Origin of the sequence: Kiloniella majae (genome assembly GCF_002118315.1) — a bacterium.
In the GTDB taxonomy this organism is placed as follows: domain Bacteria; phylum Pseudomonadota; class Alphaproteobacteria; order Kiloniellales; family Kiloniellaceae; genus Kiloniella; species Kiloniella majae.
Genome location: NZ_MTSZ01000002.1, coordinates 644,754 through 660,943 on the forward strand (window position 1 = coordinate 644,754; position 16,190 = coordinate 660,943).

General features: G+C 44.2%; 19 protein-coding genes. 9 read left to right on the forward strand and 10 right to left on the reverse strand.

Translation table 11 applies throughout. The annotated features are described in order from the left end of the window. Positions 1-15 precede the first annotated feature (15 nt). Positions 16-417 carry a flagellar basal body rod protein FlgB gene (locus BKB51_RS09140; protein ID WP_198946682.1) on the reverse strand — a complete coding sequence of 134 codons (402 nt, stop codon included), beginning with the start codon at positions 415-417 and terminating at the stop codon, positions 16-18. 232 nt (positions 418-649) lie between these two features. Here BKB51_RS09140 and csrA point away from each other — a divergent pair, with 232 nt between their 5' ends. The 5 genes from csrA (at position 650) to fliP (ending at position 2,787) form a co-directional block, all read left to right on the forward strand. After that, positions 650-883 carry a carbon storage regulator CsrA gene (gene csrA / locus BKB51_RS09145; RefSeq protein ID WP_085900771.1) on the forward strand — a complete coding sequence of 78 codons (234 nt, stop codon included), beginning with the start codon at positions 650-652 and terminating at the stop codon, positions 881-883. A 111-nt stretch (positions 884-994) separates the two neighbouring features. Then, on the forward strand, positions 995-1,369 hold the full coding sequence (locus tag BKB51_RS09150) for an EscU/YscU/HrcU family type III secretion system export apparatus switch protein (protein WP_085900772.1): 375 nt from the start codon (positions 995-997) through the stop codon (positions 1,367-1,369). Continuing rightward, complete coding sequence (locus tag BKB51_RS09155; RefSeq protein WP_085900773.1) at positions 1,366-1,695, forward strand: hypothetical protein; 330 nt, start codon at positions 1,366-1,368, stop codon at positions 1,693-1,695. The genes BKB51_RS09150 and BKB51_RS09155 overlap by 4 nt, the downstream gene beginning before the upstream one ends. Before the next feature lie 4 nt (positions 1,696-1,699). Continuing rightward, positions 1,700-2,038: a FliO/MopB family protein gene (locus BKB51_RS09160; RefSeq protein WP_085900774.1), complete on the forward strand. Its 339-nt coding sequence runs from the start codon at positions 1,700-1,702 to the stop codon at positions 2,036-2,038. Next, a complete protein-coding gene (fliP, locus tag BKB51_RS09165; RefSeq protein ID WP_085900775.1) occupies positions 2,035-2,787 on the forward strand; it encodes a flagellar type III secretion system pore protein FliP in 753 nt (250 codons plus the stop codon). The genes BKB51_RS09160 and fliP overlap by 4 nt, the downstream gene beginning before the upstream one ends. Before the next feature lie 146 nt (positions 2,788-2,933). On the opposite strand, the gene BKB51_RS09170 is transcribed toward fliP, so the two are convergent. The 9 genes from BKB51_RS09170 to BKB51_RS09210 all read right to left on the reverse strand — a co-directional run bounded on the left by BKB51_RS09170 (position 2,934) and on the right by BKB51_RS09210 (position 12,329). Next, on the reverse strand, positions 2,934-6,542 hold the full coding sequence (locus BKB51_RS09170; RefSeq protein WP_125911814.1) for a tetratricopeptide repeat protein: 3,609 nt from the start codon (positions 6,540-6,542) through the stop codon (positions 2,934-2,936). Between the two features lie 41 nt (positions 6,543-6,583). Next, on the reverse strand, positions 6,584-7,480 hold the full coding sequence (locus BKB51_RS09175; RefSeq protein ID WP_085900777.1) for a flagellar motor protein MotB: 897 nt from the start codon (positions 7,478-7,480) through the stop codon (positions 6,584-6,586). Further along, complete coding sequence (locus tag BKB51_RS09180) at positions 7,480-8,181, reverse strand: flagellar motor protein MotB (RefSeq protein ID WP_085900778.1); 702 nt, start codon at positions 8,179-8,181, stop codon at positions 7,480-7,482. The genes BKB51_RS09175 and BKB51_RS09180 overlap by 1 nt, the downstream gene beginning before the upstream one ends. A 5-nt stretch (positions 8,182-8,186) precedes the next feature. After that, complete coding sequence (locus tag BKB51_RS09185; protein WP_085900779.1) at positions 8,187-8,837, reverse strand: protein phosphatase CheZ; 651 nt, start codon at positions 8,835-8,837, stop codon at positions 8,187-8,189. 12 nt (positions 8,838-8,849) lie between these two features. After that, the gene (locus BKB51_RS09190; RefSeq protein ID WP_046507440.1) at positions 8,850-9,239 is read right to left on the reverse strand and encodes a response regulator; all 390 of its coding nucleotides are present in this window, start codon (positions 9,237-9,239) and stop codon (positions 8,850-8,852) included. A 240-nt stretch (positions 9,240-9,479) separates the two neighbouring features. Beyond that, the gene (locus tag BKB51_RS09195; RefSeq protein WP_085900780.1) at positions 9,480-10,181 is read right to left on the reverse strand and encodes a MotE family protein; all 702 of its coding nucleotides are present in this window, start codon (positions 10,179-10,181) and stop codon (positions 9,480-9,482) included. Positions 10,182-10,193: 12 nt separating this feature from the next. Beyond that, positions 10,194-10,697: a DUF6468 domain-containing protein gene (locus BKB51_RS09200; protein ID WP_085900781.1), complete on the reverse strand. Its 504-nt coding sequence runs from the start codon at positions 10,695-10,697 to the stop codon at positions 10,194-10,196. Between the two features lie 3 nt (positions 10,698-10,700). Further along, entirely contained in the window at positions 10,701-11,789 is a 1,089-nt protein-coding gene (fliM, locus tag BKB51_RS09205) for a flagellar motor switch protein FliM (RefSeq protein WP_085900782.1), read from the reverse strand. A 15-nt stretch (positions 11,790-11,804) separates the two neighbouring features. After that, positions 11,805-12,329, reverse strand: a complete 525-nt coding sequence (locus BKB51_RS09210; protein ID WP_085900783.1) for a flagellar basal body-associated FliL family protein — start codon at positions 12,327-12,329, stop codon at positions 11,805-11,807. A 481-nt stretch (positions 12,330-12,810) separates the two neighbouring features. On the opposite strand from BKB51_RS09210, the gene flgF reads away from it, so the two are divergent. The 4 genes from flgF to flgH are packed head-to-tail and all read left to right on the forward strand — an operon-like array spanning position 12,811 to position 16,121. Beyond that, entirely contained in the window at positions 12,811-13,539 is a 729-nt protein-coding gene (gene flgF / locus BKB51_RS09215; protein ID WP_085900784.1) for a flagellar basal-body rod protein FlgF, read from the forward strand. 13 nt (positions 13,540-13,552) lie between these two features. Beyond that, positions 13,553-14,338, forward strand: coding sequence for a flagellar basal-body rod protein FlgG (gene flgG / locus BKB51_RS09220; protein ID WP_046507427.1), 786 nt, complete (start codon positions 13,553-13,555; stop codon positions 14,336-14,338). 23 nt (positions 14,339-14,361) lie between these two features. Further along, positions 14,362-15,357, forward strand: a complete 996-nt coding sequence (flgA, locus tag BKB51_RS09225; protein ID WP_085900785.1) for a flagellar basal body P-ring formation chaperone FlgA — start codon at positions 14,362-14,364, stop codon at positions 15,355-15,357. Positions 15,358-15,368: 11 nt separating this feature from the next. Continuing rightward, positions 15,369-16,121 carry a flagellar basal body L-ring protein FlgH gene (flgH, locus tag BKB51_RS09230; protein ID WP_085900786.1) on the forward strand — a complete coding sequence of 251 codons (753 nt, stop codon included), beginning with the start codon at positions 15,369-15,371 and terminating at the stop codon, positions 16,119-16,121. Positions 16,122-16,190: the final 69 nt, after the last annotated feature.

Below are 16,190 nucleotides of genomic sequence, written 5' to 3' on the forward strand. Positions count from 1 at the left end.
ACGTATAAACTTCGTTTACGGTCCCTTAAGGGCCATCTTAAACATATCTTGGTGCTTTTTATAAAGACGCACCATACCTTGATAATCCAATTGTGTCTGAGACATCTTGATCATCTGCTCTTCCAGAATAACAGCGTTTCCCGCCGGAGCAGTTTCATAAACATCTTTAGCCTTATTAGCCCTTGCCTGATCCCCTTTAAGAGGATTATTTGATAAGTGCCCCTCGTGACTGGAGCGTTGCGCCATGACAGGTGCAGAACGGCTTACAAGAGATTTGAAATGATTATCTTTCAAATCAAGCGGGACATAGTTCAGAGTATCTGAATTAGCTATATTCTTAGAGATCACAGCCTGACGCTGTGTCAGCCAATCCATTTTTCTGGCTAAAACATCTGTAATTTTCAGCTTATCAGCCAATGCCAGCTCTCCTCACATTACAATAAGGGACACAACCCTCGAAATAATACGCTTACTCACTTAATAACCTGTTAACGAATTCCAAATCTAGTAAAAAATAATCTAAAATTACAAGTTTGGCTCGACCTACGCAAAAAATGCACGTATAAATACGAGGATAGAACAGGTAGTTAGTTTAAAAATCCTTCCAGTCAGCACTTGGCATATAGGGACAGGGAGTCCAAAGTCCACGATGTTATACCTTACCCGAAAAATTGGTGAATCAGTCATCATTAACAATGACATAGAGGTCAAGGTTGTTGATATCCGTGGAAAATCAGTAAAAATTGGCTTCACGTTCCCAGAAGACGCAACCGTTCTACGACAGGAACTTCACGAAAGAATTCAAGAAGAAAATAAAGCCGCTGTCGCCGGATCATTGGACATGCTTGGTATCGACTTGGATCAATCCGCAGAAGAAGACTAGATCCGGCAAGCCGCATCACCGAACAATTTGAATTGCCTTTATACCTTTCGTTAAGCATACTGAGGGCAAACTGTTCGTGAAATTTTCTGATTTCATTAAGAAGAAGACAGAATGAGTGTACCTGACGAAGATACTATAAAAAAATTAGCGCCTTCGTTTTCAGACACGCAAAACGAACCAGTATCTGATGGCGACAAGGAAAAAGACGAGAATGCGCCTCAGCTTTCCATTGCTGTAAAAAGAAATACTGCGGGGCAGACCAAGGTAATCGCTAAAGGAACAGGGGAAATTGCAGAACAAATACTGCAAATTGCCTTTGACCAAGGTGTTAAAGTCAGAACAGATTCAGATTTGGCCCAAATACTTGCAAATGTTGAATTGGAGAGCGAAATCCCTCTGGAAGCATTAACAGCTGTAGCCACAATCCTAAACTATGTTTATGATGAACAAAAACAACCTCTTGATGAAACACTTGAGCAATCATGACGACGTTTGAAGAACTTAAGGCACAAATAACTCATCTTTCCCAACAAATTGCTTTAGCCAATTCGACAATCAAGTCAGACGAGGATTTTGACGTAACTGATTTGCCTAAGGTTACCGATTTTTTATGCCAGGAGCTACAACAGCTACCACCTGCAGAACGGTCTAAATTATCCCCTAAATTATTAGCTTTAATTGAAGAGCTCGATAATCTGACAATTACCATCAACAGCAATTTGGACAAAGTTCGCGTCGAAATAAAAGAAACAACCAGTCACAATAAAGCTGCACGCGCCTATACCAGCGCCAACATACCCGGTAAAAAATAGCCCGATGGATTATGGTAACTATTTTCAGTTTTTCCTGAGTCTGATCTTTATTATCGGTCTTATCTTTGCTTTTTCACTTATCGCCAAAAAACTAGGCTTAGGTAATGGTCCCGCGATAACCGGTAACAGACAAAAACGCCTTCAAATCAAGGAAGTTCGACCGCTCGATGCCAAGAGAAAAGTGGTCATTGTGCAATGTGATAATAAAGAGCACATTATTTTGGTTGGAGGTACAAACGACCTCCTTATTGATACTATTCCTAGCGAGACTTCTTCAAATCAAGCAGATAGCCAAGAAGATGTTATTGACTTCAGGAAAACGGATGAAAGTACAAGGGTATGAAGAAGCATTTTAACCCTAAGTTTGTTACTCTTGCTCTACTCTCTACAGGTTTTTCATTCATTCCAGACCATAGTTGGGCACAGGCCCTTACGCTTGATTTAAATAATGAGGTCCTTGGTTCAGGCAGTGGTCGCATACTACAGATGTTGGCTCTGCTCACCATCCTCAGCTTGGCCCCGGCTATTCTGATGATGGTCACATCCTTTACCAGAATTATCGTTGTCCTGTCCTTCATTCGTACGGCGATGGGTATTCAACAGGCTCCTCCAAATACTGTTTTAATCAGCTTAGCCCTTTTTCTAACTGCTTTTATTATGACCCCGACAATGGAGAAGGTTTATCAAGACGCAATTAAACCCCTTGTCGATGAAGAAATTTCCGAAATAGAAGCATGGGATCGAGGCACCGGACCGATAAGAGACTTTATGTTGCAGCACGTACGGGAAAAAGATCTGCGCCTTTTCCTTGATTTAGCAGAGACCGGCGAAGTAGCTGAACCATCGGCAACCCCTCTCCGAGCCCTTATACCAGCCTTTATGATCAGTGAACTAAGAAGAGCTTTTGAAATAGGGTTTCTTATCTTTTTACCCTTTTTGATTATAGACATGGTGGTTGCTTCCGTTCTCATGTCTATGGGTATGATGATGTTACCACCAATTATGCTTTCGTTGCCCTTTAAGCTAATTTTCTTTGTGATGGTCGACGGTTGGTATTTGATTGCCGGAAGTCTGGTTCGAAGTTTCGGATGACTTAAAAAAACAAAATAACTCATGCAAACAGTTAAATGGAACTTACTCCGGCTGAAGTTGTGGAGAGTTCAAACAAATAGATAAAAGTATGAGTTCGTCAGTTTTTGTCGCCTCACACTATCTTAGTTTGTTTCACTTAGGCGGGCTTAGTTTATTTCACTCAGGGGAGATGACTTAAGCTTGCTACGGTACTGATCCATGAAGGCTTGGACCTGTGAAATTTGCTTTAACTCATCAGCAATCGACGTCACCGAACCTGAATTTAGGCTATTGGTCAAAAGCGTGAATGTATCGCTATGTGTCCCTTTACTCATAATAGAGCTATAGCTGTCTCTCAATAACTTAAGCCCCTCATTATCCCCGGACAGAGTTTGCGCGATAGCTAGGTTAATAACAGCCTGACTTTCTTCATCACTCAAAACACGATCAGCAGGCGGAGAAGCCGGGATCAACTTTCCAAGAATTTTCCCCGCCTCATCCCATTTTCGTTGTTTCCAGAGAATATCAGCCTTCAACCGCAAAGCATCCAGACTTTGATCTTCAGCCAGCAAATCCAGTGCTTCTTTTTCCTGTGAGAGTTCCGCCAGGGCGCGCGCGCGCAAGTGTAAGCGCTGTTGTATCAAATCCGCTGGCAAGTTCTCATCATTTGTTTTATCCAGCGCAACGAGGCTTTCTTCCGCATCTCTTTCAAGCAATCGAATAAGGGCCAGACGACTGCCTACACGGGCTTTTTCTTCACCTTCAAGACGAAAATCAACCTGCTCTTCCAGCAAATTACCTGCCTGCTCAAGCAAATCAACATCAACAAGACGATCAGCGAGTTTGGTAATCATCGTATCCCCCTTGTCACCCAAAGGAGTTAATTCTTTAAACTCTTCATACAGAGCAATAGAAGATAGCGGAGGTATTCTTTCCCCTCCATCTTCAATATACATACCTTCAAAAATTTCCTGCATCCGCTTGGCAATTTTGTCGGCACGCTCAGAATGCGGAAAATAGGATGCTGCCTGTCGCAACGAGTGTAAACTTTTCCTGAAGTCCAAAATATCAGCGTAACGGTTCCCCAACTCACTAAGAATAGCAAACTCGAATTTATCCCCTCGCCAGGCAAATCTTAGCTGTTCGAGTTGTTCTATCCCCTCTTCTTGCGTAATGGTTCCCTCGTCCATTCCCAACTTTGCAAGAGCATGTCTCGCTCTGGCACTTGTCGGACGATGTCTGTTATATTTAAGACCTTTCCATATAGCTCGTGCTTCTTCAGGAAAACCATCTTGGAGCAACCTTTGCCCTTCAAGAAAATCAGCCTGAGCTTTTTCAAATTCAGTTGGGTTCCCCGACAAAACTTTGCCTATAAACAAGCTCGCGCTTCCTGTATCACCCACATTTAGTTTCGAATCAGCTGCCAGCAAATATAATTTGTTTCGGATATTTTGAGGAAAGTCATCTATCAATGTTTCGGTTTCTATAAACCCAATCGCCGCAGGTCCCCAATCCTGCCCCGATGCTGCGAGGGCAGCCTGCCACAGATTAGCTTCCCATTCCCCAGCCAACACAGGACTTGAGAGCGTCTTTTGCGCTTCATCAAATTTATCACTTAAAAACTGAGAAGCGCCCAACAGAAGCTGATAAGAAGGGTCATCACTTAGTCGGCGATTTTCTTGACCAATGAGCTTTAACATACCCGCAGCTTCAGCAACACGGCCGTGTGCAAAAAAGAACCGGGCCAGATCCAACCGCGCCAGGCCCTGCTGCATGCCTGTGGTTTCAACCGTTGCTCGCTGCAAGTCTTGTAAATTACGTAAATAATCGTCATCACTGCCCAACCGATCAACATTCAAGTTAAGCATCCGCGAAGGTACTGAGGGGGTAACCTCACCACTACGAGGGAGTGATCTGGCAGTTTCGTCAGAAACAATCAATTGGTCACGACTACGGACCACAACCGCACGAGGTGTCAGAGCAACGACTAAGCCCTCTGCTGTTGGCTGTAGAACAACCCCTTGATAGGAAGGCAAGGATCTAAACTGTGGAAACTCGTCAATATTAGATGACCCAAGATTGGGTTCTCCAATAGGAGCGACAATCAATCTATCACCAAGTTCAGGATGAGAGAGCGATAATAAACGACTAACTGACTTAACGAGGAACCGAACTTCCGGCCCATCTTCGCCTTTGCCCAAAATATTGGAAATGGACTGTACAGGTAAAGGGGAACGACGACGGATATCGACAATCCAGGTATTATCTTCCTTACTGAGCCTTGGCACTTGTGTAACAGGAGCCGTAAGACGAACCACAGTAGCCCCGGAAACCTTCTGAGTATCAACAGGTGCAAAATGCGGTACCATCGCTCCGATGGCTTCTGCCAAGTTGTCCGGTCCTTCACGGTCAAAAACGAGCCAGAGATGCTCGCCTCGACGAAAAACAACAGCCCCAGTTGGCCCATCCCAATTAAAATTCAAAATTGTTGGCGGCAACAAGTCCGCGGAACGCCCCGGCGGCGGAACAAGATTGGGAATTTCCAACGGCTCAGTCAGAGTAACTAGATCCTGCTCAATTCCAACGGCTCTCCCCTCATCAACAGTATCGTCATCTACCAATTTGAACTCTGATAATCGAACAGGGCCAGTGTTATTTCCCTGTGGCGTGGAAAGTCTTTTTTTATTGCTTGGTTTTATGAGATCGTTTTCCTCATTTGAGGATACAACCTGATCATCACGGCCTTTATCTTTAGCAGCAGAACTATCGGCGACCTTATTATCACGACCCTCAGTCTCTAAAGCCTGGGGAGCCTCTCCTACATCCGTCGCCTCAGAACCGGCTGGCTTTGGCAGTAGAGACAAAGGTCCTGGCCCCGCGAGTTCTTGCAATTCAGGCAAGGTAATTGAAGCTCCGTCGTCTGCACCTTCAATCTTCTTATCGAGAGCCTGAGCTGTTTCTACCTTCCGAGTATTTTCTTCCTTGTTTTGTGCGGTTTCCTTTGAGTTAATTTTATCCGCAGCTGTCGTTTTTTTATCCGGAAGCTTATTTGTATTCGCCACCTCACTTACGCTGGTCTGTTGCTTTGCACGAACAGGCTGAATATCAATAACTGATTTAGGTCCAACATTAAAAAGACGTGCCTCTGCCTGTGGTACAAGTCCAAACTCAACAGTAAGCTTCGGTTGCGTCGCAACAACTCGTCCCCTTTGGACAAAAGGCATTTTCTGTTTATTCAATTTTTGAAGATCAACAGTGGCACCTTCATCAAAACGAACAGTCAGGGTATTCCCTGATTGAGAAAGAGTGCCTTTGACCCTTTCGGACCAATCAAAAACAAGCCTGTTATAGTCGGGGTGCTCAGCAAAACGAAAACCGACACCTTGCACGGAGGGGCTTTTCGTTTGTTGATCTGCTTGATTTTGGGCTTGATTTTGGGGCTGGCTTTGGGGTTGGTTTAAGTCAACCTGCAGATCGACAATAACTTTTGTCCCCGCTTTGAAAGTCTTGAGTGAAAAGTCATCCAGCAAAGGAAAAATCAGGATCTTTTTATTAGGACCAATGGATGGCTTTCCCGTGAAGCCCCTAACTCCCTGAAGAACTCTATTCAGTTGATAGTCCGCAGCCGTATTAAATTCTACTGTTAGCTGACCATTATCAATTTTTGCGCTGTAAGTTACTTGTTGAGGCCAATCAAAAACAATCCGGGCGTAGCCAGGATGAATTCCTGTTCTTACAGGAATTTCCTGAGCATCAGGAGCTGTAGAAAAAAACAACAAAAACGCTCCTGCCAGGATTATTTGGCATAGCGCTTTAATCAACCATTTTCTCCTGCATAGGAATGCACAATAATATCAACACGGCGCGCGAGTTTTTTCCTCTGATCTTCGGGTAAGTTATCGGTTATCTCATCATAACGCGAATCACCGTACCCGCGCGATAGAATTGTACTCTTATATCCAGTTTTTTCCAGTAAACCAGCAACATAGTCAGCTCTGGCAACAGATAGTGGCCAATTTGTTTGAAATTCCTGCTGCCCTGACGGTACAGCAGGATCAGCATGACCTGCAATTTCAATCCGGTTATTAATGTTCTGGAATATCCGGCCCAATCTTCTCAAAACAGGTTTAGCCTCTTCCAACGGTTCGATAGCCCCTGTCGGGAACAGAATATCACCTGGAAGAGAAATCACGACACTGTCCTCTAATCTTGTAAGAATAGCTTGTGACAGGTCTTTATCTTCTTTGAATTTTTCGGATAGCAAGGCCTGTAGATAATCCAGATCTTCTCCTGGAATAAAATCAACCGGCTCCATCGTTAAACTCTTTGCAGGTTTAGGTTCCGCTGTCACTCTTTCAATTTTCAGGTTGCTTGAGAGTGAATCAACCAAATTCCTCCATTGTTTCTCCTCCATAACAGACATTGAGTACAACAGAACAAAAAATGTCAGCATCAGTGCGACAAGATCAGTGAAGGTTACCATCCAATTCGAACCGTAATTTACAGCAACAGACTGTTCATTTTGCCTTCTGTTTATCAACGGTTTGATCTTAGGCACATCCGGCACGCCAGTTTTTCGATCCTTGATCTCCCTCCCCTTGTCCTCCGAAACACCTTGGCTGTTTTCATAAACCTTATCCGCCCGCGCAGAAGCAGGTTTCTCTGTCTCCCGCTTAACGTTCCCACGGTTATTTGTGTTTTTTGGGTCTGACATTACCTTTCCTCTCGATAAGAGCTGAAAGTAATATTTGGCGGGGCCTGATCGTATATCCGAATAACAACAAAAACAGAGCCAGCTCTAGCTGGTTGCAATCCGACAGCAAGCCTGTCACTGGGAATACCTGCTGCAATCACTTCATTTGCGACAACTTCCAAACGCTTTAAGATCAGATCAAATGATGCAATTTTATTTTCAGCCGTAACCTCTGCATCACGCGCAGCGCTCCCATAGAGAAATTCAAATTCATAGTAGCTATCTTCTGCATCAAATTTTTGAAGGAACTGAGCCAATCTTTTCAAAAGAAGTTCTCGCCCAGAGGCAAGCTCGACATCATTCCCAAGAAACATGGCCTCAACAGGCAGCTTTAAACGCAGAAAGTTTTGCGTACTTCCCTGCTCTCTTTCGACAGCCGGAATTGTCGTTTCAAACAATCGTTCGATTTCGGTGACGAGATCAGCTTTATCATCAAGGTTATCGAGAGCCTGATCAAAAGAAGCATAGCGCTCCATATGGCTGGCATCGCCACGAAAAGTATTATTTACCGATTCAAGAACTGCTCTGGCCTTCTCTTCTTCATAAGAAGAAATTGCATTAAGCATAATGAAAAAAGCCAAAAGCAGAAGCTTAAGGCTTAATAAAGCGACATAATTTCGATCGCCATCATCTCGGCGTCTGCGAAATAAAGGGCCAAGCATATCAACTAATCAAATCCCATTAATGCATCGATATCATCTTGGCTAACACCTTCCCCGGGCAACTGAGGACCATTGAGTAGATCTTCATCAGGTCGCTCCACTCCATCAGCTCGCTTTGGTGTTGCCTTGCTGTCTGTATTGTCCGGTAAAAATTCCTCACCGCCAAATGCACCAAGTAATTTATCTACTTTAATTTCAACGTGTTGAAGAGCATTCACAACTCTTGAAATACGTTGCCCTGTTATATCTTGGAAACTACAGGCCTCATACACTTGGGTCACTGCGTCATTCACTTTATCAGTAAGGGCAGCATCCCCAAGCTTTTCAGAAACTTCTTCTAAAGTTTCCATCGCGGACAAGATGTTGTGGGTGGCTTGTTCGGTAGCCCCCACAATAGCATCCAGTTCATCAGCCGCGGTCGGAAGAAAATCACTCTTAATTTCATCAGGCCTCAAAGAAGCCAGTTGCGTTTTCATATCGTGAATATAACTTGCGACAGACCCAATCTCAGCCAAAAGCTTATGATTGGTTTCAACCGCATCATCACCGAAGTTTTGCAACAAGCTATCTACCAATGCTTCAAGATCTGCATCTTGTGCATTACTGTCAAAAGCCTTTAGTTTTTCGAGTAATTCTTCTCTGACCGGATTGGCCATAACATCAATCCCTTAGAAGTTTCCAAGTACCGCGATTAACTTCTTCTTGAGGGTCGCAGCATTAAATGGCTTCACAATATAATTGTTCACGCCTGCCTGTTTTGCAGCGATAACGTTTTCTGTTTTACTCTCAGCAGTGACCATGATGAAAGACAAGTCTTTCAAATGTGCATCAGCACGGCACTCTTTAAGTAACTGAAGACCACTCATTGGCTCCATATTCCAGTCAGAAATAACTAGACTATATTGTTTACCACGCAATTTTTGTAACGCACTGCTGCCGTCTGTCGCTTCATCAACATTGTTGAAGCCTAGCTGCTTGAGCAAATTGCGCACAATACGCAACATGGTTTTATAATCATCCACGATGAGGATTGGCATATTCATGTCGACATCCGACATCAGCAACTCCTTAACTATCTCTCTTGCACACACATTCGCTTAAATTGTGATTTTAAGCTATCAGCATAGAATTAACGCAGTGTAAACAAACCACAGCTTTTCAAGATCTTAGACTTTTATTTTTATAAAAAACTTAACTTAAATAAACAAAAAGCCCCGTATCTCAACGGATACAGGGCTTATTTGAGGATTCGATACGTTCCTAAAGAAAATTAACCATAATTCCCGTTAGGGATTCGATTACTCTTTCGATAGGGGTAATTCTCTTCTTTGCGCCAACTCAAGCGTGATGGCTTTTGCTCTTTTTGGATTCATACTTGCCAGAATAGGAGCAGTCTTTCTTTCTTTCATCCGCTCAACAACATCCAGCAGCACAATCATATCTAGCTCTTCGAAAATCCGGGCAGCATCTTTCGGCTTCATGCTTTCGTATATCTTAACGAGGCTGATCATTTGCTTTTCACCCTGCTCGTCGTGTTTAACAATCAAACCCTCAATTGTATTTTGGAGTTTGCCGAGCTCTGCAATTTTTTCATCTATCCGACGCTCTGCAGCCAGCAAAAGAGTTTCTCTTTGCTCTACATCACGCTCGCGGGTTTCAAGCTGCTCTCTTCTGGCCGATAAAGATTGAAGGAGTTCGATTTCTTCATCCGTCATTGAAAAGGGATCCGCTTCAATTCCCTGAACTTTAGGAATCTCTTTTACATCTTCACCCACAGAAGCTGTCTCAGGCGTGTCTTCCTGAGCAACTCCTTCAGCGGTCTGGTCCTCTTCATTTTGTTTCAGCGCTTCAGTTTCGGCTTTTTCTTCAGTCTTTTCTTCGACTTCCGGTGTAGCTTGCGCAAAAGCCTCACCCGATTGATTAAGCCCTTCCCAGACCCCCCCGGCCTTAACAAGCAAAGTCAATGAAGACACAGCAATTAATACAGGCAGCAAACGCATCGTATATTCTCCTTAACGCATGCCTTTGAGGGTTTTCAAAAGGTCTTCTGCAGCGGGTGACAAATCTTTTTTTGTCGCCCCTTCTTTACTAGATGACGTGGCCTTATTAGATGACTTGGCTTTGTCTTTTTTGACATCCCCAGACTTCACACCTTTGGGAAGCACTGTCTCTGGTGAGTTTTGTCGGGCCAAACCGAGGTCTTCTTCCAAACGATCAGCAACGACTTCGGCCCGATCCACCAAATAACTTAAATCAGATAATATCCCGTCGGCTTTAAGTGTATTTTCCTTCAGGCCAGACCCGGTATTAGAAGCGTGAGTTTTAAATTCGGCAAGGCTTCTTTCTGCCTTTGCCGTGGTCTCAGCAAATGAAACAATTAATCCTTCCATCTCGGCCTTTGCTTCTCGCAAGGCATCCAGCTTCTTGTTTAAAATTACGGCATAAACAATCGTCGCGACCAGTAAAATGGCAACGAGGATATTAAATCCAAGCTCAATATTCGAGATATCTAACATCGTTTATTCGCCATCATCACGAACAATTTTATTGGCAATTTTTACCGCAATATTACCACTTTTACGGCCCATGTTACCTTTAAACATAGAAACATCACCACATCTTAATTCAACCAGCGATTCCGGAGAGACCGTCAAGTCCATAGTATCCCCGACTTTCCAGTTCATTACATCACCAAGAGAAATATTCACCTGCTCTAACACAGCCAAAATAGAAACATCTGTCTGCCATAACTCAGCAGTAAGATGCCCTTCCCAGATAGAATCACGACCAAACTTTTCGCCCATAAACATCTGAAGCAATAGTTCACGCACAGGCTCGAGCGTTGCGTAAGGGATTAGAAGTTCAACACGGCCACCTCGATCTTCCATATCCACACGCAAAGTAATCACGATCGCCGCATTCTCGTGCCGCGCAATCGTGGCAAAGCGCGGGTTCGTTTCCAGTCGATCAAATCTAAACGTAACAGGTGAAAGAGGATCAAACGCACTGGATAGATCAGCCAGAACAACATGCGCAAGTCGTTGGATCAGGTTACGCTCAATTGTTGTATAAGGCCGCCCCTCAATTCTCATGGCCGCCGTACCACGACGCCCGCCAAGCAACACATCAACAATTGAATATATCAATGCTGAATCAACTGTCATCAGGCCGTAGTTATCCCACTCTTCTGCCTTAAAGACCGTCAGCATTGCTGGCAGCGGAATTGAATTGAGATAATCGCCAAATCGTGCGGACGTGATATTATCCAAACTGACTTCTACGTTGTCAGAAGTAAAGTTACGTAGAGACGTGGACATCATTCTGACCAAGCGGTCAAAAACAATATCCAACATAGGAAGACGTTCGTAAGATACCAGAGCAGAGTTGAGAATGGCCTGGATGCCTGAGTTGTCTCCGCCGTCATCATCTCCGGCATCAACACCTAGCAAGCTATCAATTTCACTTTGGTCTAGAACACGCGTGCCGCCCGGACCCTCATCGACTTCGTCGAAAACATCATCCGCTTCATCTGCGTCTTCATCCGCCATGGCCTCCCATTCGGCCATCATGGCTTCCTGATCGACTTCTTCTTCCGTTTCGTCAGCCATTTTTTACCTTACAGGTTACTGTACCAGCATTTCCTGAAACAACACATCTTTCACCTTAATCGGAGCAGCCGCAGCATTGACCCGAAGCAATAACTCTTCTCTCAAACGCTGAATACCCGCCGATCCGCTTAAATCTTCAATTCTGAGTTCGCGTAAATATACCTGAAAGTTATCAACAATCCGTGGCATTACAGCCTCAATCCCCGGAATATCTATTTGCGATTCTAACTCCAGGCTAATCGTAATTTTCAAAAAATGTTTTTTATTGCCAGAAGAGTTTAGATTTACCAACAACTCTGGCACATCATAGAACGCTGCCGGACCATGCGCGGGAATAACTTCTTCTACGACTTCTTCCTCAGCGGCTTCTTCTTTCCCCAGCAATGAATCAAGCATGCCTGTAAAATAAGCCCCTGCACCTGCGATAAGTATCAACAATAAAGGCAGTATGAAAAAAAGAACGAGTTTCTTCCCCGACATCCCACCTTTCGGGCGCGCTTCTACCTCGAGTTCTTCTTCACCAACAGTTTCATCAGTCATACGCTGATATCAGCCTCCAATTAAAATACCCCACTTAATAAGGGGTCAAGATGGTTAAAAAGTCGTTAAGTAGTATAGATGTTAAATCAGATACTTATCAGTAAAAAGATAGGCTTAATAATTTAAACTCTTCATTTAAATAATTTGTATCCGAAAGCAGCTTACTCGAAAAGTGTTAATATCTGCTCTATATCAGATAACATCCCATAAAATTCTATATGACATGAATGTTAAATCTGCCTGCTCTTCTACCGGTAGCGGGTTAAACTGCTCAAATTCGGGACCAACAACTCAAATATAGAATATCATAGTTCTCTCCTCTGGCGGTAAATGTTTCCCTACACCGGAAATTGTTAGCCAGCGAAAGTTACCATTTCACGAAAGATATTTTCCTATATCCCTTGATATTCAAGCCATAACAAAACTGGCATACATCGTGCATTGATGAAGGCGAACACAAGATGGCAAGGAAGTATCCAGGATGGAAAACCCCAGTTATATAGCACTTTCAAGGCAAATGGCCCTCGGCAGAGAGATGGCAATTATTGCGAACAATGTTGCGAATATGAACACCAATGCCTACAAGAACGAAGGCATGATGTTTGTCGAGTATCTAAAAGATACCAAGACTGGTGAAAATCTTAGCTTCACACAAGATCTACGACTGGTCAGAAACCTTGCCGAAGGTCAACTTCACACAACAAACAATCCTTTGGATGTAGCCATCTCTGGAAAAGGCTACTTTACCGTCGAAGTTGATGGTGAAAGCCGTTACACAAGAAATGGATCGTTCAAGCTAAGCCCTGATGGGGAGCTTGTTACATCAGAAGGGCACCTAGTACTTGGTGATGGAGACGCCCCAATTGCAATTCCGGCAACTGCAACAGATATAACTATTACCCGGGATGGAACCATCACATCCAGTGCAGGAACTGCAGGACGCCTTAAGACGGTCGATTTCGAAGATGAGCAACTGCTCGTAAAAGAAGCTGGCAGCGTTTTCAGCCCAGCAGACAATCAAGAACCAATTGATCAGGTAACAGGTGAAATCATCCAAGGAGCCATAGAAGGCTCTAACGTTCAAGGCGTCATTGAAATGACCCGAATGATCGATACCACACGCAGCTATACATCAATGGCTAAATTCATCAAACAAGAACATGACCGCCAGCTTCAAGCTATTCGGACACTGGCCAGTACAAAAGTTTAACGGGAGCCGTAACATGAGATCCTTAAATATCGGTGCAACTGGAATGCTGGCTCAACAGCTTAATGTTGAAGTCATTTCAAACAACATTGCCAACCTCAATACAACTGGTTTTAAACGTCAGCGTGCTGAATTCAGCGACCTGCTTTATCAAAACCTACGACGTGTCGGAACGAACTCATCAGATACAGGCACGGTTGTTCCAACAGGTATTCAACTCGGCCTGGGTGTGAAACCATCCGCGACCTACCGTATTACCAGTCAGGGCGAAATGAACATCACTGATAACTCGCTGGACGTTGCTATTAATGGAGAAGGTTATTTCAACGTTGAACTTCCAAGCGGGGAAACCGGTTATACACGTGCAGGCGCACTTCAATTGTCGCCAACCGGAGACATCGTGACCCCGGATGGTTACACCGTACAACCAGGCATCAATGTACCCACAAATGCAGTATCCATCTCTATCAATTCCGCAGGTGAAGTTTATGTAAAACTTGATGGACAGGTTAATGCTGCCTTAGCCGGACAGTTCGATCTTGCAATTTTCCCAAATGAGGCTGGGCTGGAAGCCATTGGTGACAACTACTTCCTGGAAACACCCGCATCAGGTGCCCCTACAAACGGCGCCCCGAATTCAACGGGCTTCGGTAGTATTCTTCAAGGCGCACTGGAAACATCAAATGTTAACGCCGTTTCCGAGATTACAAACCTAATCACAGCACAACGTGCATACGAGATGAACTCAAAAATCCTCACAGCATCTGACGAAATGATGCGTTCTGTTGCGAACTTGAGATAATTGAGATCAGGCGGAGAAGAACAATGCATCTATTTAAAACATTATTATTTGCTACCGGTCTATCCCTCACCGCTCAAGCTGGTTTTTCTGGGGCAAGTTTTGCCGAGGTGAATGTAAATTCAGTTCCATCAATCATTAACCTGAACAAGGATATCGTGATTGAAGGTGACATTGTTTATCTGGATGATATTTTCTCTGGTATTAATACGGAAGATAGAACAGCAATTGCCAGATCCCCAGCTTTGGGAAAAGATGTTGAACTGTCCGCGAGATGGCTTTGGGCACTCGCGCAGAAGAATGAACTCGACTGGCAACCTAGCTCACATCTAGATACAGCCATGGTAACCCGGGCCAGCCAAACAATCGATGCCATTGACATCCGCAACAGCATCGAAACGGCATTGCTGGAAAGAGGTTTGGTAGATGACAAGAAGATCGAATTTGATCGGAAAGATCGCGACCTCAAAATTCCAGCTGAAATAGAGCCAACTCTGCGTGTGGAGAACATCAGTTACAGACCTGGTCGCAATCGCTTCACAGCACAAATTGTGATCCCCGCAGAAGGTCGACCGCATATCAACAAAACAGTATCTGGCTATTTGATTGAAATGGTTAACGTGCCCGTTCTTAAACGTCGCATTTCAAAAGGCGACATCATTCAGGCACAGGACATCCAATGGATCACCGTCAAAGAGTCCAAACTCAGTAAGAATGCCATAACCGATATCGATAACTTAATCGGGATGACACCAAAGCAAACACTAAAAGATCAAGCGATTATCCGAACCAGTGATGTTGACACGCCAAAAGCCGTTAGCAAAAACGGCCTTGTCACAATGCTTTTACAAAGCGGTTCCTTAAACCTTCGCACTCAAGGTAGAGCCTTGGAAAACGGCGCAATCGGTGAAGTTATTCGCTTGGTCAACACCCAATCCAACACAATCGTCAATGGTACAGTCACTGGTGCAGGACTGGTCACAGTCTCACTCGTCAACAAAACCATCATCGGTACTAACTAAGGAGCTCAGCTATGAACACTTTACTGAAATCCACCATAAGCAGATACTTAATAGCTGGCGTGCTAGGCTTTTCTTTAACAGCCTGTAATGCGATATCCCGTATTTCCGAGATCGGGGAAGTTCCTAAGCTAAGTAAAATTGAGAACCCGGCCCCACCTCAACCAATTGCGTTACCAATGCCTGCGCCGCAAGTAGCGACAAGGCAACCAAATTCTCTGTGGCGTCCTGGCTCAAGAGCATTTCTGAAAGATCAGCGCGCAGATGAGATTGGTGATCTTTTGACAGTCGTTATTCAGATTGATGATAAAGCGGCAGTCTCTAATACAACTGAACGTACAAGAGCCAATGCAGAAGGTGCTGGCCTGACCAACTTCCTAGGCTATGAAACAGAGTTGGGCGGTATCTTTAATGATAACCTTAATCCAGCGACACTTATTGACGGAGAAAGTACCAGCGCCTCAAAGGGCGTAGGCTCTGTCGATCGTGAAGAAGAAATCAATTTGCGTGTCGCGGCACTGGTTACACAGGTTATGCCAAACGGAAACCTTATTATTTCCGGACGCCAGGAAGTTCGTGTTAACTTTGAAGTTCGCGAGTTGCTTGTCTCTGGGATGATCAGACCAGAAGATATTACCTCAACAAACACAATCAGCTATGATCAGATCGCAGAAGCACGGATTGCCTATGGCGGGCGCGGTCAACTTAGTGACGTTCAACAACCACGTTACGGTCAACAGCTTTACGACATAATCTTCCCGTTCTAAGAAACAGTACGTAATCATATAAAAAGGCCCGTGAAATATATTCACGGGCCTTTTTTAGTTAAGCCAGAG